This is a genomic window from Rhizobacter sp. OV335 (genome assembly GCF_900142965.1).
Classification (GTDB): Bacteria; Pseudomonadota; Gammaproteobacteria; order Burkholderiales; family Burkholderiaceae_C; genus Rhizobacter.
This window is the reverse complement of sequence record NZ_FRCQ01000040.1, coordinates 13,963-36,401: the sequence shown is the minus strand read 5'-3', so window position 1 is coordinate 36,401 and position 22,439 is coordinate 13,963. Positions and strand designations below refer to the sequence as shown.

Here is a 22,439-nt window from a genome sequence, read left to right as displayed (position 1 = left end):
TGATGATACAGATTTCTGTATCGGTGAAAACCCTTCCTCAGGCGACGGCACTGGCGGGAACTCCGCGCGGCGGGTGAACTCAGAAGGGCCCCCCTTCACGTCCACCACCGAGGAGTCCCCATGGAAGCACAGCAACTTCACCGCGGCCGTCTCATCGATCACCTGCAGCTCGTCGTGTCTGACATCGCGGCCAGCCAACGCTTCTACGAAGCGCTGGCCAAAGTGCTGGAGGTTCCAGTGGGCGGCAGCGCGGCGGACTATTTCTGGATCGACGAACTGTTCGTCTCCACCGCCGACAGCCAAGCGGCGCAAGGCCATCTGACGGGGCGCCACCACCTCGCCTTCCAGGCCAGGGACCGCAAGATGGTGGAGGCGTTCCATCGCGCCGGATTGGAAGCCGGCGGCCGCGACAACGGCAAGCCGGGCGAACGGCCCTACCACCCGGGCTACTACGCGGCGTTCCTGCTCGACCCGGACGGCAACAACATCGAGGCGGTGTTCCACGGTGAGGCGAAACGCAGTGCGGGGTCGGTGGTGGTCACGTTCTAGGGTCTATCGGGAAGGTCTGTCAGGGAGGTCGAGCAAGGCGGCAAGCGCTTCGGCGCTGATGAAGCCGTGCTTCTCGATCCAGTCTGCGTCTTTCGAAGCATCGCGCTCTGCGATTTCTCGCACTTGCGCCGGAGGCAGGACGGAGAGCGCCTTGCGCATCGGCTTGGCCCGCGCAAACAACTGCGCGTCCTGCAACTCGCGGCCGACAGGATCGGCCTTGCCAAGCAGGTCGATGTCTGCCTCGCAGTCTTGTTGACCATAGGAAATATTCCATGCGTCGAGAACGAATCACGCCAGAATATTTCCTCTTTGGCAGCACATCAACCCTCCCCGCCCGATGACTTGCGCAGGGCGTGTCAGGTCACTCGCTGATCCGCGTGTACGTCTGCGGATAGTTCGCCTGGAACTCCTTCGCGCGCGTGGCCCACACGTCGTCCCACAGGAACCAGACATTGGCCCAGAACGCATCGCCGCGCGGGGCGGCGTTGTTGGCCTGGTTCATGATCTCGCCGTCGTTGCGGGTCTTGAAGCTCGCGCTGCCGAAGTTCGAGTTCTCCAGCGCGATGCGGTAGTTGCGGTTGGCCTGGTAGCGCGTCCACTCGTCGCCGTTCCACTGCGCGACGGCGCTGTAGTGGCTGAGGATGTCCGGCGCGTAGAACTCGCCCCAGTTGCCGATGAACTCGACGTGGGCATGGTCGTTGGCATTCGCGAAGCGGAACGCGTGCGTGCCGGCGCCATCCTTGTGATAGACGACCAACGGGTGCCCCCAGTGGTTCTCCAGCCCGGCCATCGGCAGCGTGGTGTAGTTGCCATGCGCGCTGACGGACACATGCGAGATGAAATCGCCGCCGCCGTTCTTCTTGCCCGTCCAGACGATCACCGTCTCGACGTCGTGCTTGTGGCCGCCCAGGAACGTGAGGCCGATCGCCTGGTCCTTCTCGAAGTACAGCTCGTAGAAATGCGCGCAGCGCTCGATGCGGTCGCTGCCCTCCACCGTCTCGCGGCAGATCTGGCGGTGGATGGTGTTGGCGTAGTTGCCCCAGCCGCCGTCGCGGCAGGCGCCCTGCACCGTGCCGGTGGCGTTCAGGCCGGGGTTCTGGCTCAGGTTGTTGTTGCGGTTGAAGGGCGTCGCGGGGTAGCAGCCATCGGAGTCGAAATCGAACATCGGATGGAAGTCGCGGACCTGCTTCTCGTTGTACTTCGTGATGGCGGTGTCCCAACGCGGCAGTTCATCGGCACGGGCCGCGAGGGCATTCACGGCGATGAGCGCGATGGCAACGACCTTCAGTGCGGTCGCGGAGAAAAAATGATTCGTCATGGGATGACATGAAGTGGATGGCCGGCGGACTGTGCGGCTCGCCCATGACGGCTTGTTGACGCTACAAGCGCCGCACGCCGTCGATCCAGCCTTCGAACCGGCCATCCACATAGAGCCGCAGGCCGTCGCCATCGGACTCGGCTTCGCACTGGGCGACAGGGCCCCGGCCGTCATCCATCGCGAAGTGCGATGGTGTCGATCGGCGCGACAGCGTGCGGACAATGATCGTGATGAAATCCATCGGTGGTCTCTCCGGGGTTCTGATGCAGTGGGGCGACTGTCCGACGCGCGCCCTGGCCACGTCCTTCACCCACCTGAAATCAAGCTGAAACCCGGCCCACCCATGTCGACACCGCTCCACTTCGGTCGCTTCGAACTGCGCCCTGCCGAACGCCTGCTGCTGGATGACGGCAAGCCGGCGTCGCTCGGCGTGCGGGCCCTCGACGTGCTGATCGCGCTGGCGCAGCGGCGCGATCAGGTGGTGGGGCAGGACGAACTGATCGAGCTCGCGTGGCCCGGCCTGGTGGTCGAGCCGAACAACCTCCAGGTGCAGGTCTCGGCCTTGCGCAAGCTGCTGGGGCCGGAGGCGATAGCCACCGTGAAGCGCCGCGGCTACCAGTTCACCGCCGCGCTGCGCGAGGCCGAGGTCGAACCCGCAAGCGTCGAGCCCATCCCAACGCAACATCGCCTGCCGCTGCCGCGCACCCGCTTCATCGGCCGCGAGCAGGCGTTGGCCGACTGCGCCGGCTTGCTGGAGCGCGCACCGCTGCTGACGCTCACCGGCAGCGGCGGCAGCGGCAAGACCCGCCTGGCGATCGAACTCGCGCAGCGGCAACTGGCGACCTTTGCGGCAGGCGCGTGGTTCGTCGACCTGGCGGCCTTGCAAGACCCGCGGCGCCTGCTCGCCGCCGTGGCGTCGGCCGTCGGTGCCCGGCAAGACGCGATGGCCGATCCGCTCGAGGCGCTGTGCGCGCACATCGGCGCGGCACGCGCGCTGCTGGTGCTCGACAACTGCGAGCACCTGATCGACCCCGTGGCCCGCCTCGCCGACCGCCTGCTCGCCGCCTGCGCCGGCCTGCACATCCTCGCCACCAGCCGCGAGGCGCTGGGCCTGCCGGGCGAGCAGATCTTTGCGGTCGGCCCGCTGTCATTCGACTCCGACGCCGTGCGCCTCTTCGTCGACCGCGCCCGACTCGCCAGGCCCGACTTCGCGCTGACACCGGCCAACGCACCGGTCATCGCCGAGATCTGCCGCCGGCTCGACGGCATTGCGCTGGCGATCGAGCTGGCCGCGGCGCGCGTGCGCATGTTTGCGGTCGACGAGATCCGCTCGCGGCTGGACGACCGCTTCCGCTTCCTCACCGGCAGCTCGCACGCGCCGCCGCGCCATCGCACGCTGAGCGCCACGCTGCAGTGGAGCGTGAAGCTGTTGACCGAGCCGGAAGCGCAGGTGTTCGCGCGGCTGTCGGTCTTCGTCGGCGGCTGCACGCTGGCCGCGGCCGCCGTGGCGGCGGGCATCGACGACGAGTACGCCGCGCTGCAGATCGTGACGCAGCTGCACGACAAATCGCTGCTCGTGATGGCGCCCGAGAACCTGCCCGGGCCGCGCTTTCGCATGCTCGAGACGGTGCGCCAGTTTGCGCAGGACCTGCTCGACGAGGCCGGTGAAGCGCAGGCCGTGCGTGCGCGCTGCCTGGCCCATTTCGTCGCCTTTGCCGAAGAGGCCGGCGGGCACCTGCACGGCCCGGGCGAGCTGGCGTGGTTGCCCCGGCTGAAGGCGGAGCAGGACAACCTGATCGCGGCACACGACTGGTGTGCCCACCTGCCGGAAGGCGCCCACGCCGGCTGGCGCTTCGTCGCGGCGCTCGGCCGCTACTGGGCCTTTGCCGGCCCGCTCGACGTGGGCTATTGCCTGGGCACCGCCGCGCTGGCGCGCGACGCCCACGGGCTCGACGACGCGCTGCGCGGCAAGGCGCTGCTGGCGATGTCGCACCTCGCGTACAAGCGCGGCTTCTACGACGAGGCCCTGCGCTGGGCCGATCGGGGCGGCGAGCTGGTGGCATCGACCGACGACGCCGAGCGCACCGCCGTGGCCTTGAGCCTGCGTGCCAACGCATGGCATGCGATGGGGCGTGCCGACGAGGCCTTGTCGGCGTACGAGCAGGCGACCGAGCTGCTGCGCTCCAACGGCGTGCCCGACATCCGCCTGGTGGTGAGCCTGAACAACATCGCCGAGATCCACCGCGGTGTCTGCCGCCATGCGCAGGCGCGGGCGCTGTACGACGAAGCCATCGCGCTCGCGAAGCGGCTCGAGCTGCCGTCGTCGGTGACGGGGCAGCTGCAGTGCAACCTGGCGCAGGTGCAGGTCACCCTCGGGCAGCTGCCGGCGGCGCGGGAAACGCTGTGGGCCTTGTGGCCGCTGGTGCTGCGCGATGGCCTGCCGAAGATGGCGGCACGGCTGGCGGAAGTGGCCGCCGGCCTGGCTTCGGCGCTGGGAGACCATGCGCACGCGGCGCGCCTGCATGGCGCGTCACTGGCGGGGCGGCACGAGGACGGTGAGCGGGCCGATCCGGTGGATGAGGCGTTCATCGCGCCGCTGATGGCGACATCGCGAGGGGCGCTGGGGGTGGAGCGGTTCGAGGCAGAGCGAGCGGCGGGTGAGGCGATGACGCGGGCGGAGATGGAGGACTGCGTGGCGGGTTGGCTGGCGTCGGGATGATTGGCGCAGTTGATTGGCACAGTTGCCCAGCAACTTGGCGCGTTCCGCCACTCACGCGATCACCTCGGGTCCCTAGAATTTCCAGACGATCTGCGGACGCTCCGCAGAACACCACGAACTTCATGACCTCCTCCCATTCCGCGCGCAAAGTTGCTCTCGTCACCGGCGCTTCGTCGGGCATGGGCAAGGACTTCTGCCTTCGACTGCTCCAGCACGGGTACGTCGTCTACGGCGCCGCTCGCCGGACCTCGGCCATGAGCGACATCGCCTCGGCCGGCGGTCACGTTCTCGGCATGGACGTGTCCGACGATGCCTCCATGGTGGCCGGCGTCCAGCAGATCCTGCGCGAGCAGGGACGCATCGACGTGCTCGTCAACAACGCCGGCTACGGCGCCTACGGCTCGATCGAGGACGTGCCGATCGCCGAGGCGCGTCGCCAGGTCGAAGTCAACCTGTTCGGTCTCGCGCGCCTGACCCAACTGGTGCTTCCGGGCATGCGCACCCAGCGATCCGGGCGGATCGTCAACATCTCCTCGGTCGGCGGCAAGGTCTACTCTCCGCTGGGCGGCTGGTACCACGCGACCAAGCACGCGGTGGAAGGTTTGTCGGACTGCCTCCGCTTCGAAACCCGCGACTTCGGCATCCAGGTGGTGGTGATCGAGCCGGGCGGCGTCGAGTCGGAATGGAACGGCATCGCGATGGACTCGGCACGCCGGTTCTCGGGCCACACCGCGTACGCGCCGCTCGTCGCAGGTTGGCAGGGCGCGGCGCCGTTGAAGGGGGCGTCGCCCTCCGTCATTTCCGATCTGCTGGTCAAGGCCGTGAGTGCGCGCAAGCCGAAGACTCGGTACGCGGCCGGAACCGCGGCCAAGGCCTCGCTGTTCATGCGGGCGGTCTTGTCGGATCGACTTTTCGACCGCATGCTGGCGCTCGTGTTCCGTGCACCTCGTGACGCCGCCATTGCCACGCCCTGATCGCCTCGCCGCTCGCACCACGCCCGACCGCGTGCCCGACCGCGTGAACCTGCCCGCGGCCTTCTGGAGCGGCGTGCGCGCCGTGGGGCTGACGCAGTCGCAGGTCATTGCGGAAAGCCGCTTGCCCTTGAGTGCACTGGATGGCGCTCGCGTCGTGGTGTCGACCGACCAGCTTTTCGATGTCTGGCGGGCGATTTCCGCCTTGCACCCGGCGCCGGACGTCGGCCTGCGCTTCGTGCGCGGCATGGACACCTCGCAGGCCCACCCGATCGTGCTGGCCGCCATGCAGGCGCGCAGCATGCGCGAAGCACTCACGAGCCTGGCGCGCTACAAGCAGTTGTGTGGAGGAGAAGTTCTGCGACTGAACCCATCCGGCGCCGACACCGCGATCGAACCCGAGTGGCCGTTCGCGACCACCGCCCCGCCGGCGGCCATGGTGGATGCGACATTCGCATCGATCATCGAGCTGGGACGACGCGGCACGGGCACCCACCTTCGGCCCCGGCGGCTCGCGCTTCGATGCCACCGTGACGCCGACGAGGCGCGCAGCAGCTATTTCGGCGTCTCCATCGAGTTCGGCGCGCCGTGCAATGCGCTGGTGCTCGGCAGCGCGGATCTCGACCTGCCGTTCACGATGCACAACGCGGAACTCGCCGATATCCTTGCGCCCGGGCTCGAGCGCCAGCTCGCGGACCTTCATGCCGCAGCGAGTACCGCGCACCAGGTCAAGCAGATCGTCAAGCGTCGGCTGGCGGCCAGTCCGGTGAGCGTCGGATCGGTGGCGAAGGACCTGGGAACCAGCGTGCGCACGCTGCAACGGCGCATCACCGCCGAAGGCACGAGCTTCCGCCGCATCCTCGACGAAGCGCGGCAGGAACTCGTTCGCCAGTACCTGGCCGATCCCGAGATCGGCATCTCGGAGGCCGCATTCCTGCTGGGCTACCAGGACGCGAACTCCTTCTATCGGGCCTTTCGCAGCTGGGAAGGCACGACGCCGGCCCATTGGCGTGACGCGCGGGGCACGTCGCACTGACAGCGGCTTCGGAGGCCGGCCACTCACCGCGACGGATACGGATGCGCCAGCGGATCTCCGATCACGAGATCGGTCCACCCGACGAAATGCGAACCCGCGGCAAAGCTCTCACCCAGCGTGTAGCCGCGCGTGTAGCGGTTGAAGGTGATGTACGGCGACGAGATCGCCTGCAGCAAGGGCTCGTTCACGTAGCCCTTCACGCCGGTGATGCCCTGCGCCAGCAGGTCGCCGATGGCCGACTGGCCGCCGCTGCCCGGCGGCAGCATGCTCTCGGCGCTGGTCGAGACCGCGGTGTCGCCGATGGCGCCCGGCAGGAAGCGCAGCGAGTGGTAGGCGGTGGCGTTGTAGTGGCTGTCGTTGCTGCCCCACGAGTAGTAGCCGAGCAGGCTGGTCTGGTTGCCGACGAAGGTGTTCCTGGCATCGAGCAGCACCGGGATGCCGCGTGCCGCCAGGTCTTGCCCGGCGTGCTGGAGATCGCCATTCCAGGTGCCGTAGTCCGATTCGCGCGTGATGAGCGGATCGGTGATCGGCGCCGGCTGCGTCGCGGGGTCGTTGATGCCGAAGTCCGGCTGGATGTCGAGCAGGATGGCGCCCTGACCCAGACCTGCTTCGGCCTGCAGCGCCTTCGCGGTCAGGCCCAGCGCCTGCGCCTGCGTGAAGGCATCGAGCCGCGTCACGATGTAGCCGCCGAACTTCGCGTGGCTGAAGGGCTCGTCGGCATTCCAGTAGCGGTTGAGCCAGGCAGAGCCGCTGGCGAAGCCGCTGGGGGCGTTGAACGAGACCAGCTTCGCGCCGGGCAGCTTGTCGTAGTCGAGCGCGGCGAGCTGGCCGTCCACCGAAGCCTGCGCACCGCCGGCGTTGAAGGTGTCGCCGGTGGCCGCGCCGTTGACGCGGATCGGCACGCCCTTGGTCAGCACGATGAAGTTGACCTGCGGGTGCTGAGCCAGGAAGTTGCGGATCGGCTGCTCGATCTGGCTCTTGTAGTCGCTGCCCGAGAGCGTCTCGCTGCCGCTGCCGAGCGCGGAGTCGACGGTGCGCACCTGCACCACGTTGTTCACGCCGCGGCGCTGCTGGTAGTCGGCGCCGATGGCGGCCGAGGTCGCGCTGTTGGCATTGATCACCAGCAGCACCTGGTCGGGCGTCACGCTGCCGTGGGCCGGCGGCTGCGCCGTCGAAGCCTGCAGCAGCCAGCGCTGGTTGTCGTTGCCGCCGCAGTCCCATTGCTGGACCTGGCCGCCGGCGACGGTGCTGAAGTCCTTCACGTCCAGGCACTTGCCGTCGTGCTTGGGCTGCAGGTGCAGGCCCGCGCCGTCGAGCGTGGCGCTGAAGCGCTGGTTGGCGGCGCCGCCGTAGGTCCATTGCTGGATCAGCGCGCCGTTGGCGATGGAGATGCCGCTGACATCCAATCCCTTGCCGCTGTTGACGTTGATGAAGCTGTAGCTGTCGTCGGCCGCGGGCTTCACCTCGAAACGCTGCTGCGGCGAATCGGCGCAGGCGGTCTGCTGCGTCTTGCCGCCGTCGGCCAGGCTGCCGCCGGCGATCTCCACGCACAGCGTGGACGACACCGATTGCAGGTTGTACTGGCCGACCGCGATCGCTGCGCGGCTGCCTGCAGCCGTCACCGGGTAGAAGAGGAACTGCTGCGCCGCCTGGTTGGCATCGCAGCCCGCTTGGCGCAGGCCGGCGCCCTCGGCGAGCGAGCCGCCATCGATGGCCACGCACTTGCCGCTGCCGGCATTCACCAGCGCATAGCGGTTGCCCTGCGTGCGCTGCAGCTTGAAGCGCTGCGCATTGGTGCCGTTGTCGGTCCATTGCCAGAAGGTGGCGCCGTCGGCGCCGGAACTGCCGGAGAGGTCGATCACCCGCCCGGTGCCGACCACCACCAGCTTGTAGACGCCGGCGCTCGGCTGCGTGATGTCGACGGCCTGGTTCGTCGACGTGGCGCAGGCGGCCTGGCGTAGCACACCGCCGTCAGCGGCGGCCGGCACGGCATCGACGCACAGCTTGCTCGATGCATTGGCGATCAGGTAGCGGCCGGGCGGAATCTCCGTGCCGGCCGCTGCCACCAACGCGGCGCGCGACAAGGCGCTCGCGCCTTCATGCTCCTGCTGATCGTTGCCCGTACTGCCGCTCCCGCCGCCGCAGGCGACCAGGATGCCCAGCAGGGCCGTTGAGCCCAGTCCACGCAGTCGGCGAAACGCATCCATGGGTGTCTCCTTCTTGGCCTGCCATCGAAGGAGAGGAATATATGGAAGCGTTTCCACTCCGCCAAGCAGAGGATTGTGTGAAGTTGTTCACCGGATGTCGTAGCGCGCCAGCAAGCTCGCCTTGGTGTCCGAGAGCACGGCATCGGCCGCAGCGGGGTCACTTCCCGCCAGCGCTCGGGCCAGTTGAACAGCCCCCAGCAGCGCGCTGGTGATCAGCCACGAAGCATCCTGCGGCGCAGCGGCCGGCAGGGTCCTGCTCAGCCGCGCATGCAGGTCCACGATCAGACGACGCGACGGTTCGGCGACTTCCGGCGCTTGGCGGAACATCTCGCTGGACAGCAGCGACACCGGGCATCCGTTGTCGAGGTCCTGGATGTGGCCGGCCGACAGGTAGATCTCCAGGAACGCCCTGAACGGACTCATGCCGGTGCAGACGAGTCGCGTGCTCTGCTCATGCATCACCTGCGCGATGTCGAGGCCGGCCTGGGTCACGGCCTCGGCCAGCATCGCATCGCGCGATGCGAAATGGGCATAGAAGCCTCCGTGCGTGAGCTTGGCCGAACGCATCACTTGATGGACATTCACGTCGTGATAGCCCAGGCGCCGCACGGCGCGCGAGGCGCCCTCGACGATGCGCTCGTGGGAGATGGCCTTGCGGCCCGGGATCGAAGTCATTGCCTGCCTGGATAGTCACTATGCTAATCATACTAACAATCGGCGGCCGACGATGCGCTCTTTGCAGCCGGCAGAGACCATCGGGCCTCCGGGGCCGCTCGCATGAAAATACGATGTTCGCCGGGTGAGCAGCCCGGTTCTGGAATCAAAGGTTGAGGCGATGGCGACAAAAGCGGAAGACAGACACACGCAGTGCCCGGTGGCCCGCTCGCAGGGCGTGGTGGGCGACCGGTGGACGGTCGTGATCCTGCGCGAGCTGTTCATGGGGAATCACCGTTTCGACGAGATCCTCGCGCAGACCGAGGCGACGCCGCAGATGCTGACCACGCGCCTCAAGCGCCTGGAAAGCGACGGCATGATCGAGCGGCGTGCGTACAACACCAAGCCGCTGCGCCACGACTACGTGCTCACGCCGAAGGGGCAGGCGTTCTATCCGGTCATCCTGGCGCTTCGCGCGTGGGGCGAGACCTGGTGCAAGACGCGGGGCGAGGCGGTCGCCGTCCGCTACACCCATCGGCCTTGCGGCAAGGATCCGGGGCTCGGCACCGCGTGCAAGGCCTGTGGCGAAGTCCTGCGCAAGGCGGACCTGGAAGCCAACCTGAGCCCGGCCTATGCGCGGGAGCGCGAGAGCAAGGGAAGCGTCGCGAGAAAAAGGATGAAAGCTGCGGAGTGACCGGCTCGCAGAGGGCGTGACGCGCCGGTCGCACCCGATCGATCAGCCTCCACATCAGCCCCCTCGCGCGTTGTGGCTATGATTTTCATACTAATCTGCGCCGCGAGGCCTGCGATCAACGCTGCACATGCACCGCACCAGCGGGCAGGCCTTTGCCTCACCCCTTCGCTCGACCGCCAGATCCTCAGGAGAACTGCTTGACCGCAGACATCAACCCCACCCGCCGTACCTTCATCAGCGCCGCCGCCCTCGGCATCGCCACCGCGGAGCTTTCGCTGCTGTCGCCATTGACGGCACGCGCCCAGTCGAACAGCAGCGCGCCTGCCGCTGCCAGCGGCCTTGGCCGGCTCAAGCACGTCAAGGCAGGCGTGCTGAATGTCGGCTACTTCGAAAGCGGCCCCGCCGACGGCATCCCGGTCGTCCTGTTGCACGGCTTTCCGTTCGACGCCAACGCCTATGCCGACGTGGCCCCGCTCCTCGCGGCCAAGGGCTGCAGGGTGATCGTCCCGTACCTGCGCGGCTTCGGCGAAACACGGTTTCTCGATGCCGCGACGCCACGATCAGGCCAGCAGACGGCACTGGGGGCCGACCTCGTCGCGCTGCTGGACGCGCTGTCGATTCCGAAGGCCGTGCTCGCCGGCTACGACTGGGGCGGCCGCGCTGCTTGCGCCGTTGCGGCGCTGTCGCCGGACCGATGCGCCGGTCTTGTGTCGGTCAATGGCTACGCCGTGCTGGACCTGACCCGAACGAGCATTCCGCAGCCTCCGGAGCGCGAGCTGCCGGCGTGGTACCAGTTCTACTTCCTGACGGAACGCGGCAAGGCGGGGTACACCAAGTACCGCCGCGAGACGAACAAGCTGTTGTGGAAGCTGTGGTCGCCGAAGTGGAACTTCGACGACGCGACCTTCGATCGCACGGCGGCGGCCTTCGACAACCCGGACTACATCGACGTCACCGTTCACTCGTATCGCCACCGCTTCAACCAGGTGGCGGGCGACCCGGCGTATGCCGAGCTCGACAAGCGACTCGCCACGCTGCCGGTGATCGGCGTCCCGACCATCACGCTGGACGGTGCGGACGACGCCGTCGTGCTGCCGAACAATGGCGCCGCGTATGCCGCCAAGTTCCCGGCGCGCAAGGCCCATCGCATCGTGCCCGGTGCCGGCCACAACCTTCCGCAGGAAGCGCCCCAGGCCTTTGCCGACGCGGTGCTCGACCTGCTGCCGGCACGGGGATGAGGCCGCCATGTTGAAACTCGATGCCATCCGCACGCGCCGGGAGGGGCGCGTGCTCTTCGCCACGCTCGATGCGCCTCCGTTGAACCTCATCGGCCCGGCAATCGTCAACGATCTGGTCACGCTGGTGCAGCACCTCGAGACCGACGGCAACGACATCTCCGTCGTCGTGTTCGACAGCACGAGCCCGGACTTTTTCAGCGCGCACGTGGACATGACCGCGGTCCCCGCGCTGCGCGAGAAACTGGCCCGCCTGGGAACGGGCTCGGGCCTGGGGACGCTCTACCTGCGCATCAGTTCGCTGAAGCAGGTCACCATCGCGTCGATCGCCGGTCGGGTCCGGGGAGCGGGCAGCGAGTTCGTCCTCGCCTGCGACATGCGCTTCGCGTCGCGTGAACGGGCCCTCTTCGGCCAGCCTGAAAACGGCGTCGGCGCGATCCCGGGCGCCGGCGCTGTCCAGCACCTGACCCGCCTGATGGGTCGAGCCGGGCGCTGGAAGTCCTGCTGGGCGCTGACGATTTCACCGCCGACCTGGCGGAGCACTACGGCTGGGTCAACCGCGCGCTGCCCGACGCGGCGTTGAGCGCGTTCGTCGAGGCGCTCGCGCATCGGATCGGGCGCTTCCCGGCCGAGGGCCTGGCCGACACCAAACGGCAGGTCAACGCCATCAGCCTGCCGAGCATCGAGGCCCTGAACGAAGACAGCCGCCTGTTCCTGCAGGGCGTGTCCCGGCCGCAGACGCAGGCACGTCTGAAAGCGCTCTTCGCCGAAGGGCTGCAACAGGCGGCCGGCGATGCCGAGATGCAGTTCGGAGGCGTGCTGGGCAGGCTCGGCTGAGCCCTGGCGGGGCGGTGCGAGCAGCGCCGCCCCGCATCACCATGCGTGCTCAGTCGGTGATCGACTCGGGCATCGCTGCGACTACCACTGCGCCAGAAACTCACCGACCACTGACACGCAATGCTCGTAGCTGGGCTGATAGTCCAACGTGGCGATGGCGTCGAACGCGGCACGCAAGCTGGGGTGCGGCTGACGCACCTGGCTCAAGAATGCATCGCGATGCCGCAAGAGGAACGGCTGGGCTTGGCGCAGTTGTTCCGGCTCACGCTCGACGACGAGCGCGATGTCGAACAGGTCTCGCGCCGTGGCCCGGTCGCCGCGGTGGTATAGCTTCTTTGCGACAATCTCCGCAGCCGTCTCGACCTTGACTGCGCGTCCATCGATGTCCCAGGTCTCCCAAGCGCCAGCGAGCAGGTTCGGCGCCGCTACAAAATCGACTTCACCTTCCTCGAACTGCAGCTTGACGAAGCTGTTGCCCATCTCGATGTAGTCCTCCGTCATTTCGGCCGCGGTATCGCTCAGGCGTGGTGTCACAAAGCCCAGGTACTGCGGGTCCGGCACGAAGATGTCGATGTCCTTGCTCAGTCGGTGCCGGTAGCGAAGCATCAACACGGTGCCGCCGCCGAAGGTCCAGAACGGATCCTCGACGCCACCGTATCGCTGGATCTCGTCGATCAGCGTCAATGCCCTCGGGAAGAGCGAGCGCCAGGGACCTTCGGGCAACGCGGAGGGCCTCATGCCCAGAGCGCCTGCCGATGGACCGACAAGGACTTGGCAAGCTTGGCGACGTTGCGCCAGACCGTCTTCGGCGAAACGTGAGCGTGCGCAGCCGCCTCTTCCACGGCCATGACGACGATGGGCACCGGCGCTTCATCAAGCAGATGAACCAGATGGGGCACGAATGAAGGCGGCACCTCACCGCTCACCAGGGTCTCGCCCAGGATTTTGGGGGCAAGCTCGTGCGTATAGCTGACGCTGGACGTCTTGGCTGCCATCCACAGGCCACGCTTCTTGCCGCGCCCTTGCATGGTGAAGGGCGCAGCCTCGAGCCCCAGAACGGACGTGACCTGCGCCACCCGATTCACACCGAGGTCACTCAGGCTTCCGTTCTCGAGTCCCACCAGGGTCTGGCGCGACAGCCCGCTCAAATGCGCGAGTTGGTTCTGCGACAGCCCCAGTTCTGTGCGCCGCGTGCGGACGGCACGGCCGATGTCGAGAAGACTGCTCATTCGCGCCTCGCGAGTTGTCCAAAATTTTGGACATTCTAGTCCGTGAAGCGGATGGCCGGGGTGGACGCATGCTCAGCGCGGCACGTGGATCAGCGGCTGCAGCGCCACGCCCATCCGCAGCGCCTGCAGCGGGGCGGTATCCACGTAGACGATCTCCTCGCGGATCCGCCCATTCTCGAGCGTCATCTTGTCCACGCCGCACCAGGAAACGAATCGCTCGCCGTACCGGTTCGAGCTTTTCCATTCGATGTGAATGATGTCGCCCCGGCAGGTCCACGACAACAGCTCCCACACGAGCGCGGGCGTGGCCTTCAGCTGCAGCTCGTTCAGCAGCCCCAGTTCGCGCCCGTGGATCACCCGGTCGTAGATCGGCGAGCGCAATTCCCCGTCGGGATGCCACAGCGCGAGGAACGCGGCCCCGTCCTTCGTGGCCCACGCGTGGGCAAATCGCGCCACGAAGTCTTCGGCTTCATCCTGCGGCATCGGCTTCTCCCGTTGGAAGCCGCCGATGATGAGCGGCGTTCGCGAAGGCGCTAGCCGCTTTCGGACATGTTCATCGGAGGGCCGTCGACCACAGCCCAGAAGCGTTCGGCCGCCCGCGGCAAGGGCGAGCGCGGCCGGAACAGGCGGATCTCGACCTCGATCGCCCACTGCGCGCCGCCCGCGGCGGTCAGGCGGCCGGCGGCCAGGTCGTCGGCGATCAGGCTGCGCGGCAGCCACGCCACGCCGCGGCCGTCCAGCGCCATCGTCTTCAGCACGCTGGCCAGGTGCGCCGTCAGCGCGGACTGCGCATGGGCTTCGGCCAGCGCACCGCCCCGCAAGGCACGCACCAGGCGGCCGATGCCGGACTCGGCGCTGTACTCGAGCAGCGGCACCGGTTTGCCACCGGTGCCGTCCAGCGAGTGACGCGGCCGGCCCGACGCATCGGGCGCCGACACCGGCAACAGCGCGTCGTGTCCGACCACGGCCCAGTGGTGCGATGCCGGGTCCAGCCGGCTGGGCACCTGCTCATGGGCATGGCACAGCAGGAACTGCACGCGGCCCTGCTGCATCAGCGCCTCGCATTGCTGCATCACGTCGGAGATCAGCTGCACCGGGCCCGGCCCCTGCCCTGATCCTTGCACCAGCCGCGACTCCAGCCCGCGCAGCCAGCCCGGCAGGAAGCTGAACGACAGCGCATGGGTCGACGCGATCCGCAGCGTGGCCGAACTCGCATCGGCCACCGCGCGCGCCTGGTCGGGAATGCCCGCCACGCGCGTGAGCAGCTCCTGCGCCACCGCGCGAAACCATTCCCCGGCCTCGGTCAGCGTCGCGGGCTGGGTGCTCCTGTCGAACAGCACCACGCCCAGCCAGTCTTCCAGCGCCCGCACGCGGCGGCTGAAGGCCGGCTGCGTCATGTGCCGCTCCTGCGCGGCGCGCGAGAAGCTGCCGCTGCCCGCCAGGGTCAGGAAATCGTCGAGCCAGATCAGGTTCATGGGCGGTGCTCACAAGGCATGGAAGAAGACCCAAGCGGCATTGGTCAAGGGCGGCCGCGGCGCGCAAGATTCACCGCGATTGTTCAACAAACACACAGGAGACAAGACCATGCGCACGATCCAGAACTACCGCGGCATCATCCCCGCGATCGCCTGCCCGTTCACCGGCGACCACCGCATCGACGAGCCCGCGCTGCGCAAGCACGCCTCGTGGCTGGCCACGCAGCCCGGCGTGGTGGCCGTGATGACCAACGGCCACACCGGCGAAGTGTTCTCGCTGCTGCCGCGCGAGCGCGCCGAGGTGACGCGCATCGTCGCCGACGAGCTGAAGGGCCGGCTGCCGGTGATCTCGTCGATCGTCTGCGAAGGCACGCGCGACGCCACCGAGCAGGCGTCGATGGCACGCGAAGCGGGCGCCAAGGCCCTGGACGTGATGCCGCCGCACCACTGGCTGCGCTTCGGCTTCCGCCCCGACCACGTGACGCGCTACTTCGAAGCCATCGCCTCGGTCGGGCTCGATCTGGTCGCGCACGTCTACCCGGCGTGGACGCGCGCGTCGTACTCGTCGGCCACGCTGGCGGAGCTGGCCCGCCTGCCCGCCGTCGCCGCCTTCAAGGTGGGGCAGCGCGACATGAACAAGTACGCCGCCGACATCGCCGCCATCCGCGCGGCCGATGCGAGCAAGGCGATCCTCACCTGCCACGACGAGTACCTGCTGGCGTCGATGGTGCAAGGCGTCGATGGCGCGCTGGTGGGCTTCGCGACCTTCATCCCGAGCCTGATCAACGACCTGTGGGAAGCCGTGAAGGCCGGCGACCTGAAGCGGGCCGTCGCGTTGCAGGCCGTCATCACGCCGCTGAAGGATGCCGTCTACGGCGGCGGCGAACCGACCGGCGAGGCCCATGCGCGCATGAAGATGGGGATGTACCTGGCCGGCGTGCTGGATTCGCCGACCGTGCGCCCGCCCACCGAGGCACCGAACGATGCCGAGATGGCCGCGCTGCGTGCAGCGGTCGCCCAGGCCGGCCTGCTCAAGCGCTGAGGAGACGGACATGAACCGCCAACACTTCCTTCTTTGCGCCGCGGCCGCCGCGCTGCTCGGCCTGGGCTCCGGTGCCCGCGCCGAACCCTGGCCCGCCAGGCCCATCACGATGGTCATCCCCTTCCCGCCCGGCGGCACGCTCGACGTGGTCGGCCGTCTTCTGGCCCAGAAACTCGGCCAGCAACTCGGCCAGACGGTGATCGTGGACAACCGTGCGGGCGGTGCCGGCACCATCGGCGCCTCGGCGGTGGCCCGGGCCCCGGGCGACGGCTACACGCTGCTGTTCAGCGCGTCGACCTTCACCACCACGCCGATGACGCAGAAGACCGCGGCCTATGACGTGGTCAAGGACTTCGCGCCGGTGGCGCTGGTGGCCAAGGCGCCGCTGGCGATCGCCGTCAACAAGAACCTGCCGTTCAACGACGTCAAGGGCTTGCTGACCTACGCGCGCGCCCACCCGGGCAAGCTGACTTTCGCGATCGGTTCGACCGGTTCGGCCGGGCACCTGAGCACCGAGATGCTGCGCCGCGCCGGCCAGATGGAATACCTGATCGTGCCCTACAAGGGGTCCGCACCGGCCTACCAGGACCTGATCGGCGGCAGCGTCGATGCCTTCATCGACCCCATCCTCGGCTCGGCGTCGTTCGCGAAGGCGGGCCAGCTGAAGGTGCTGGCCGTCACGTCGAAGAACCGCGTGCCCAGCCAGCCCGACCTGCCGACCGTCGGCGAGACGGTGCCGGGCTACGAGTTCTACAGCTGGTACGGCCTGTGGGGCCCGGCCAGCCTGCCGAAGGAGATCGCGGTGCGCCTGAATGCCGAGGTCAACAAGGCGCTGGGCACCGACATGCGCGAGCAGTTGACGCCACAGGGGCTGCTGCTGACGCCGGGCTCGATCGACGACTTCGTGCGCTTCCAGAAGGACGACATGGCGCTGTCGCAACGCATCGTGACCGAGGGGAAGATCCGTGCCGAGTGAACGCCATGCGGTCGTGACCGGCAGCAGTTCCGGGATCGGGCGGGCCATCGCGCAGGCCTTGCTGGACGACGGCTGGCGCGTCAGCGGCCTCGACCTGGGGCCGGCGACGCTCGACCACCTGCAGTTCCACGCAGTGCGCGTCGACCTGGCCGACGGCGCGGCGACCGAGGCCGTGGTACGGCACCTGGCCGTCGCCCAGGCCTTCGTGCATGCCGCCGGCGTGCTGCGCGTGGGCAGCCTCGGCAGTCTTGATGCGGCCGCCGGCGAACTGATGTGGCGCCTGCACGTCGATGCCGCCGAGCGCATCGGCAACCGGCTGCTGCCGGCCATGGCGGCCGCGGGGCACGGCCGCGTCGTGCTGATCGGCAGCCGGGTCGCGCAAGGCAAGGCCGGCCGAAGCCAGTATGCGGCGACCAAGGCGGCGTTGGCCGGCCTGTCGCGCAGCTGGGCCGCCGAGGTGGTGGCGCACGGCGTGACGGTCAACGTGGTGTCGCCCGCGGCCACGCAGACGGCGATGACCGACGACCCCGCTCGGCAGGCCGCCGCGCCCGTGCTGCCGCCGATCGGCCGGCTCATCCGTCCCGACGAGATCGCCGCGCTGGTGGGCTTCCTGCTCTCGCCCGCGGCGGCGGCCATCACCGGCCAGGACATCCAGATCTGCGGCGGCGCCTCGCTGCCGCGCTGAACACTCCCCAGGAACCCACCATGAAGATCATCGAGATCCGCGAACAGACCAAGCCCATCCAGTCCAGCATCCGCAATGCGTACATCGACTTCTCGAAGATGACGCTGAGCCTGGTTGCCGTGGTCACCGACGTGATCCGCGACGGCAAGCCGGTGATCGGCTACGGCTTCAATTCCAACGGGCGCTACGGCCAGGGTGCGCTGATGCGCGAACGCTTCCTGCCGCGCATCCAGGAGGCCGATCCGGCCAGCCTGCTCGATGCGGAACGCGACAACATCGATCCGCACAAGGTGTGGGCCACGATGATGACGAATGAGAAACCCGGCGGCCACGGCGAGCGCTCGGTGGCGGTCGGCACGATCGACATGGCGGTGTGGGACGCGGTGGCGAAGATCGAAGGCAAGCCGCTGTTCCAGCTGCTGGCCGAGCGCTACGGCAACGGCCGCGCCGACCGCAAGGTGTTCGTCTACGCGGCGGGCGGCTACTACTGGCCGGGCCAGGGCCTGGAAGGACTGGAGCGCGAGATGCGCGGCTACCTCGACCGCGGCTACTCGGTGGTGAAGAAGAAGATCGGCGGCGCGTCGCTGGCCGAAGACTGCAAGCGCATCGAGGCCGTGCTGCGCCTGCTCGGGCCGGGGCAGAAGCTCGCGGTCGACGCGAACGGGCGCTTCGACCTGAAGACTGCCATCGCGTATGCGAAGGCGCTGTCGCAGTACGACCTGTTCTGGTACGAGGAGGCCGGCGATCCGCTCGACTATGCCTTGCAGGCCGAGCTGGCTCAGCACTATGCCGGGCCGATGGCCACCGGCGAGAACCTGTTCTCGATGCAGGATGCGCGCAACCTGATCCGCTACGGCGGCATGCGGCCCGACCGCGACTGGCTGCAGTTCGACTGCGCGCTGAGCTACGGCCTGGTCGAGTACCTGCGCACGCTGGAGATGCTGAAGGCGCACGGCTGGTCGGCATCGCGCTGCGTGCCGCATGGCGGGCACCAGATGTCGCTGGCCATCGCGGCCGGGCTGGGCCTGGGCGGCAACGAGTCGTACCCCGACCTGTTCCAGCCCTACGGCGGTTTCCCCGATGGCGTGAAGGTCGACAACGGGTATGTCACGTTGCCGGAGCTGCCGGGGATCGGCTTCGAGGGCAAGGCGGATCTGTACGCGCAGATGAAGGGGCTGGCGGGCTGAGTTGTCGATTCGGCCGGTCGTCGTTCGTCGTGAGGGTGAGGCGGTGGAATCGTTCCACCACGCCACGGATCGACAAAGGACCGGATCATGCATTTGCGAACCGACGCGCTGCACGCGCACTACCGTTGGATCATCGTGGCCGCAGGCGGCGTGCTCGGCTGCGTGGCGATCGGCGGGCTGTTCTCGCTGCCGGTGTTCCTGCGGCCGATCGCGCAGGACACGGGGTGGTCCACCACCGGGATCTCCACCGCGATGACGCTGGCCTTCGCGGCGCTCGCGCTCGGCAGCATCGCCTGGGGCTGGCTCTGCGACCGCGTGGGCCCGCGCCTCGTGGTGCTGGCCGGCTCTGTGCTGCTCGCCACCGGCCTCGCGCTGTCCAGCCTGGCGACCTCGCTGCTCGCGTTCCAGCTGCTGTTCGGCGCGGTCGTCGGCTTCAGCGCGGCGGCGATCTTTGCGCCGATGATGGCGTGCGTCACCGGGTGGTTCGACACGCGGCGCAGCCTGGCGGTGTCGCTGGTGTCGGCCGGCATGGGCATGGCGCCGATGACCATGTCGCCGCTGGCCGCGTGGCTGGTGCAGGGCCACGACTGGCGAACCGCGCTGCAGGTCATCGCGGCCCTGGCCGCGGTCCTCATGATGCCGGTGGCGTTGCTGGTGCGCCGCCCGCCGGCGCTCGCGCAAGCCCCGGCCGCACAAGCCCTGTCCGCAACGGCACCGGGCGCGCCGCAGGAGCCGGCCACGTCCGTCGGGCAGGCCATGCGTTCTGCGCCATTCCTGATCCTGGTGCTGACGAGCTTCCTGAGCTGTGCCACCCACTCGGGGCCGATCTTCCACACGGTGAGCTACGCCGTCACCTGCGGCATCCCGCTGATGGCCGCGGTGTCGATCTACAGCCTGGAAGGGCTCGCGGGCCTGGGCGGGCGCCTCGTGTTCGGGCTGCTGGGCGACCGCTTCGGCGCCGCGCGCGTGCTGGTGCTGGCGCTGCTCGCCCAGGCGGTCGTGGTGCTGGGCTATGTGGCTGCGCGCGAACTCGGGAGCTTCTACGCCGTCGCTGCGTTGTTCGGCTTCACCTATGCGGGCGTGATGCCGCTGTTTGCCGTGCTGGCCCGCGAGAATTTCCCGTTGCGCATGATGGGCACGGTGATCGGCGGCATCACGATGGCCAGCAGCCTCGGCATGGCGCTCGGGCCGGTGCTCGGCGGGCTGATCTACGACGCGTGGTCCAGCTATGCGTGGCTCTTCATCGGCGCGTTCGCGCTGGGCATCGGGGCCTTCCTGTCAGCGCTGGCGTTCACGCGGCTACCGCGGCGTCGGGCGATTGCCGCGGCGGCCTGAGGAAGACCGCTGCGCCCCCGCGTTCAGCGCGGCACGTGGATCAGCGGCTGCAGCGCAATGCCCATCCTCAGCGCCTGTAGCGGAGCGGTGTCCACGTAGACGGTCTCCTCGCGGATCCGTCCGTTCTCGAGCGTCATCTTGTCCACGCCGCACCAGGAGACGAGTCGCTCGCCGTACCGGTTCGAGCTTTTCCACTCGATGTGGATGACGTCGCCCCGGCAGGTCCACGACAGCAGCTCCCACACGAGCGCGGGCGTGGCCTTAAGCTGCAGCTCGTTCAGCAACCCCAGTTCACGCCCGTGGATCACACGGTCGTAGATCGGCGAGTGCAATTCCCCGTCGGGGTGCCACAGCGCGAGGAACGCGGCCCCGTCCTTCGTGGCCCACGCGCGGGCAAATCGCGCGACGAAGTCTTCGGCTTCATCCTGCTGCATCGGCTTCTCCCGTTGGAAGCCACCGATGATGAGCGTCACCCGCGAAGGCGCTGGCCGCTTTCGGACATGTTCATTCCGTCAATCCGAAAGCCGCCAGCGCTTCAACGTGGCTTCACTTGCCGTCGAAGGCCGCTTGCAGTGCCGCGACATCGAGCTTGGTCATCTGCATCATCGCGGCCATCGCGCGCTGTGACCCGGCAGCGTCAGGGCTCTTCAGCATACCCACCATCGCGCGCGGCACGATCTGCCACGAGAGACCGAACTTGTCCTTCAGCCAGCCGCACTGGCCGGTGAAGCCGCCTTCGCTCAGGCGCGCCCACAGGCGGTCGACCTCGGCCTGGTCGGCACAGTCCACCGAGATCGAGATCGCCTCGGTGAACGGAAACTGCGGGCCGGCATTGAGGGCCAGGAACTCCTGCCCCTCGATGACGAAGCGCATCGTCAGCACCTTGCCCTTCAGCGAGGGCACCGCGTCGCCGTAGTGCGACACCTCGATCACCTTGCCGTTCTTGAAGACGGACAGGTAATGCTCGACGGCCTCGTCGGCGTTGAAGTTGAACCAGAGGCAGGGGGTCAGCTTTTGCATGATGTCTCCTTGGGTGGTTGATGGCTCAGGCGCGACCGCGCCGTGCAGCCGAGGGGGAAGGACGGGAACGGGTGGCGCTCGCGGGGGCCGCTGCCGGGAGCAGCGACGCCACGTACTGGTGGAGGTGCGCGATGGCGCGGCGGGCCGCGTCGGCATCGTGCTGGGCCTTGGCAAGGATGAAGGCGCCCTGGATGGCGGCCTGCGCGAAGAGCGCGACATCCAGCGGATCCCACTTTGCCTTGGGTGCATGCAGGCGCTTGGCCTCGACCAGGTCGGCCGCCACGGTTCGAGCGTGAAAGAGGATGGCCCGGTTGCAGGCATCGCGGATGTCGGGGTGCGTGCTGTAGGTCTCCTGCACCATGGTGCCCAGCAGGCAGGTGAAGTCGGGCAGGTCGCCCTGGATCAGCGACGCGCGGAAGTCGATGTAGGCCAGCACGCGTTCACGCGGATCGGCCACGCTGCGAAACGGGGCCGTTTCGAAGAGGTTGCCGGTGACGCCCGTCCAGTGCTCGGTGGCGGCAACGGCCAGGTCGTCCTTGCCCTTGAAGTGGTGGAAGAAGCTGCCCTTGGTGACGCCTGCCTCGCGGCAGATGTCATCGACCGAACTGCCGGCATAACCCTGCACGCGAATCACGTGCAAAGCCGCATCGAGCAGCTTTCTCTTGGGGCCTTCGGCGAGTTCCATCATCCTGCACTCCATACCGATTGGTCGGTATGGTGACAGTACCAACCAATCGGTATGGTGTCAAGTGCGGACCCGGCTCGCAGCCTGACGGACCGATGCCCGCTCAGCCCAGCTTCATCGCGTACTCCACCCGCGACGCCATCTGCGGATCGCTCGGCTTCTCGAAGCTGTTGCAGAAGGCCGCGGTGGCGCCGGCCACGTCGTTCGTGCCCTTCACCGCGTCGATCGCGCCCTTGTACTCGCCCTGCAGCTCCTGTTTCAGGTAGCCGTAGTTGGCGGCCTGGCTCGACCGGTCGACGTTGTCGGCCTTGGCGAAGTCGATCAGGCCCTGCTTGCGCACCCCGCCCCACCGGGCGATGCCATAGCCGTTGCCGTTGTCGTCGGCCATGTTGCCGTTCGGCCCGCCGATGCCGCCGCCCTGCGTGATGCCGGAATTCATGCCGCCGCTCTCAGGACCCCATGTGGCCCATCGAGCCGCAATGACCCATGGGTCCGAAGTGGGACATCGGCGACATGACGCCTACGCTCATCGGGATCGCCTTCAGGCTGGCCAGCGGTGTTGTGGTGTCCGCCACGCCGGCGCGA

General features: G+C 68.2%; 26 protein-coding genes. 13 read left to right on the top strand and 13 right to left on the bottom strand.

Annotated elements, in window-relative coordinates; translation table 11 throughout:
* Positions 1-120 precede the first annotated feature (120 nt).
* On the top strand, positions 121-549 hold the full coding sequence (locus BUE42_RS28590) for a VOC family protein (protein WP_073468683.1): 429 nt from the start codon (positions 121-123) through the stop codon (positions 547-549).
* Positions 550-552: 3 nt separating this feature from the next.
* On the opposite strand, the gene BUE42_RS28585 is transcribed toward BUE42_RS28590, so the two are convergent.
* From BUE42_RS28585 to BUE42_RS33215, 3 genes are all read right to left on the bottom strand, one after another.
* A complete protein-coding gene (locus tag BUE42_RS28585) occupies positions 553-708 on the bottom strand; it encodes a hypothetical protein (RefSeq protein ID WP_235002675.1) in 156 nt (51 codons plus the stop codon).
* A 202-nt stretch (positions 709-910) separates the two neighbouring features.
* The gene (locus BUE42_RS28580; RefSeq protein WP_073468681.1) at positions 911-1,867 is read right to left on the bottom strand and encodes an NPP1 family protein; all 957 of its coding nucleotides are present in this window, start codon (positions 1,865-1,867) and stop codon (positions 911-913) included.
* A 61-nt stretch (positions 1,868-1,928) separates the two neighbouring features.
* A complete protein-coding gene (locus BUE42_RS33215) occupies positions 1,929-2,108 on the bottom strand; it encodes a hypothetical protein (RefSeq protein WP_073468680.1) in 180 nt (59 codons plus the stop codon).
* A 102-nt stretch (positions 2,109-2,210) separates the two neighbouring features.
* On the opposite strand from BUE42_RS33215, the gene BUE42_RS28570 reads away from it, so the two are divergent.
* The 3 genes from BUE42_RS28570 to BUE42_RS28560 all read left to right on the top strand — a co-directional run bounded on the left by BUE42_RS28570 (position 2,211) and on the right by BUE42_RS28560 (position 6,593).
* On the top strand, positions 2,211-4,586 hold the full coding sequence (locus BUE42_RS28570) for an ATP-binding protein (protein ID WP_073468679.1): 2,376 nt from the start codon (positions 2,211-2,213) through the stop codon (positions 4,584-4,586).
* Between the two features lie 122 nt (positions 4,587-4,708).
* Entirely contained in the window at positions 4,709-5,560 is an 852-nt protein-coding gene (locus tag BUE42_RS28565) for an oxidoreductase (RefSeq protein ID WP_073468678.1), read from the top strand.
* A gap of 31 nt (positions 5,561-5,591) precedes the next feature.
* Complete coding sequence (locus BUE42_RS28560; RefSeq protein WP_159445513.1) at positions 5,592-6,593, top strand: AraC family transcriptional regulator; 1,002 nt, start codon at positions 5,592-5,594, stop codon at positions 6,591-6,593.
* A gap of 23 nt (positions 6,594-6,616) precedes the next feature.
* Here BUE42_RS28560 and BUE42_RS28555 read toward each other — a convergent pair whose 3' ends face one another.
* Complete coding sequence (locus BUE42_RS28555; RefSeq protein ID WP_073468677.1) at positions 6,617-8,800, bottom strand: TIGR03790 family protein; 2,184 nt, start codon at positions 8,798-8,800, stop codon at positions 6,617-6,619.
* A gap of 87 nt (positions 8,801-8,887) precedes the next feature.
* Complete coding sequence (locus BUE42_RS28550; RefSeq protein ID WP_073468676.1) at positions 8,888-9,475, bottom strand: TetR/AcrR family transcriptional regulator; 588 nt, start codon at positions 9,473-9,475, stop codon at positions 8,888-8,890.
* A gap of 160 nt (positions 9,476-9,635) precedes the next feature.
* Here BUE42_RS28550 and BUE42_RS28545 point away from each other — a divergent pair, with 160 nt between their 5' ends.
* From BUE42_RS28545 to BUE42_RS31800, 4 genes are all read left to right on the top strand, one after another.
* Complete coding sequence (locus BUE42_RS28545; RefSeq protein WP_073468675.1) at positions 9,636-10,148, top strand: winged helix-turn-helix transcriptional regulator; 513 nt, start codon at positions 9,636-9,638, stop codon at positions 10,146-10,148.
* A 197-nt stretch (positions 10,149-10,345) separates the two neighbouring features.
* Positions 10,346-11,386 carry an alpha/beta fold hydrolase gene (locus BUE42_RS28540; RefSeq protein WP_235002673.1) on the top strand — a complete coding sequence of 347 codons (1,041 nt, stop codon included), beginning with the start codon at positions 10,346-10,348 and terminating at the stop codon, positions 11,384-11,386.
* A 7-nt stretch (positions 11,387-11,393) separates the two neighbouring features.
* Positions 11,394-11,966, top strand: a complete 573-nt coding sequence (locus tag BUE42_RS28535; RefSeq protein ID WP_083614702.1) for an enoyl-CoA hydratase/isomerase family protein — start codon at positions 11,394-11,396, stop codon at positions 11,964-11,966.
* Entirely contained in the window at positions 11,963-12,220 is a 258-nt protein-coding gene (locus BUE42_RS31800) for a hypothetical protein (protein ID WP_083614700.1), read from the top strand. The genes BUE42_RS28535 and BUE42_RS31800 overlap by 4 nt, the downstream gene beginning before the upstream one ends.
* An 81-nt stretch (positions 12,221-12,301) precedes the next feature.
* Here the strand turns inward: BUE42_RS31800 and BUE42_RS28530 are convergent, their stop codons facing one another.
* The 4 genes from BUE42_RS28530 to BUE42_RS28515 form a co-directional block, all read right to left on the bottom strand.
* Entirely contained in the window at positions 12,302-12,958 is a 657-nt protein-coding gene (locus tag BUE42_RS28530) for a nucleotidyl transferase AbiEii/AbiGii toxin family protein (RefSeq protein WP_073468674.1), read from the bottom strand.
* Complete coding sequence (locus tag BUE42_RS28525; protein ID WP_073468673.1) at positions 12,955-13,449, bottom strand: helix-turn-helix domain-containing protein; 495 nt, start codon at positions 13,447-13,449, stop codon at positions 12,955-12,957. The genes BUE42_RS28530 and BUE42_RS28525 overlap by 4 nt, the downstream gene beginning before the upstream one ends.
* A gap of 72 nt (positions 13,450-13,521) precedes the next feature.
* Positions 13,522-13,932, bottom strand: a complete 411-nt coding sequence (locus tag BUE42_RS28520) for a nuclear transport factor 2 family protein (RefSeq protein WP_073468672.1) — start codon at positions 13,930-13,932, stop codon at positions 13,522-13,524.
* Between the two features lie 50 nt (positions 13,933-13,982).
* A complete protein-coding gene (locus tag BUE42_RS28515) occupies positions 13,983-14,924 on the bottom strand; it encodes a LysR family transcriptional regulator (RefSeq protein WP_073468671.1) in 942 nt (313 codons plus the stop codon).
* Positions 14,925-15,033: 109 nt separating this feature from the next.
* Here BUE42_RS28515 and BUE42_RS28510 point away from each other — a divergent pair, with 109 nt between their 5' ends.
* From BUE42_RS28510 to BUE42_RS28490, 5 genes are all read left to right on the top strand, one after another.
* Positions 15,034-15,966, top strand: coding sequence for a dihydrodipicolinate synthase family protein (locus BUE42_RS28510; RefSeq protein ID WP_073468670.1), 933 nt, complete (start codon positions 15,034-15,036; stop codon positions 15,964-15,966).
* 10 nt (positions 15,967-15,976) lie between these two features.
* Positions 15,977-16,942: a Bug family tripartite tricarboxylate transporter substrate binding protein gene (locus BUE42_RS28505; protein ID WP_073468669.1), complete on the top strand. Its 966-nt coding sequence runs from the start codon at positions 15,977-15,979 to the stop codon at positions 16,940-16,942.
* A complete protein-coding gene (locus tag BUE42_RS28500) occupies positions 16,932-17,627 on the top strand; it encodes an SDR family NAD(P)-dependent oxidoreductase (RefSeq protein ID WP_073468668.1) in 696 nt (231 codons plus the stop codon). The genes BUE42_RS28505 and BUE42_RS28500 overlap by 11 nt, the downstream gene beginning before the upstream one ends.
* A gap of 20 nt (positions 17,628-17,647) precedes the next feature.
* Positions 17,648-18,814 (top strand): mandelate racemase/muconate lactonizing enzyme family protein, encoded by a 1,167-nt coding sequence (locus tag BUE42_RS28495; protein WP_073468667.1) that lies wholly within the window; start codon positions 17,648-17,650, stop codon positions 18,812-18,814.
* A gap of 87 nt (positions 18,815-18,901) precedes the next feature.
* Positions 18,902-20,149, top strand: coding sequence for an MFS transporter (locus tag BUE42_RS28490; RefSeq protein ID WP_073468666.1), 1,248 nt, complete (start codon positions 18,902-18,904; stop codon positions 20,147-20,149).
* A gap of 23 nt (positions 20,150-20,172) precedes the next feature.
* On the opposite strand, the gene BUE42_RS28485 is transcribed toward BUE42_RS28490, so the two are convergent.
* The 4 genes from BUE42_RS28485 to BUE42_RS28470 all read right to left on the bottom strand — a co-directional run bounded on the left by BUE42_RS28485 (position 20,173) and on the right by BUE42_RS28470 (position 22,335).
* Positions 20,173-20,622, bottom strand: a complete 450-nt coding sequence (locus tag BUE42_RS28485; RefSeq protein ID WP_073468665.1) for a nuclear transport factor 2 family protein — start codon at positions 20,620-20,622, stop codon at positions 20,173-20,175.
* A 73-nt stretch (positions 20,623-20,695) separates the two neighbouring features.
* Positions 20,696-21,169, bottom strand: coding sequence for a VOC family protein (locus BUE42_RS28480; RefSeq protein ID WP_073468664.1), 474 nt, complete (start codon positions 21,167-21,169; stop codon positions 20,696-20,698).
* Positions 21,170-21,194: 25 nt separating this feature from the next.
* Positions 21,195-21,857, bottom strand: a complete 663-nt coding sequence (locus tag BUE42_RS28475; protein WP_073468663.1) for a TetR/AcrR family transcriptional regulator — start codon at positions 21,855-21,857, stop codon at positions 21,195-21,197.
* A gap of 100 nt (positions 21,858-21,957) precedes the next feature.
* A complete protein-coding gene (locus BUE42_RS28470) occupies positions 21,958-22,335 on the bottom strand; it encodes a phage tail tip lysozyme (RefSeq protein ID WP_255376908.1) in 378 nt (125 codons plus the stop codon).
* Positions 22,336-22,439 lie beyond the last annotated feature (104 nt).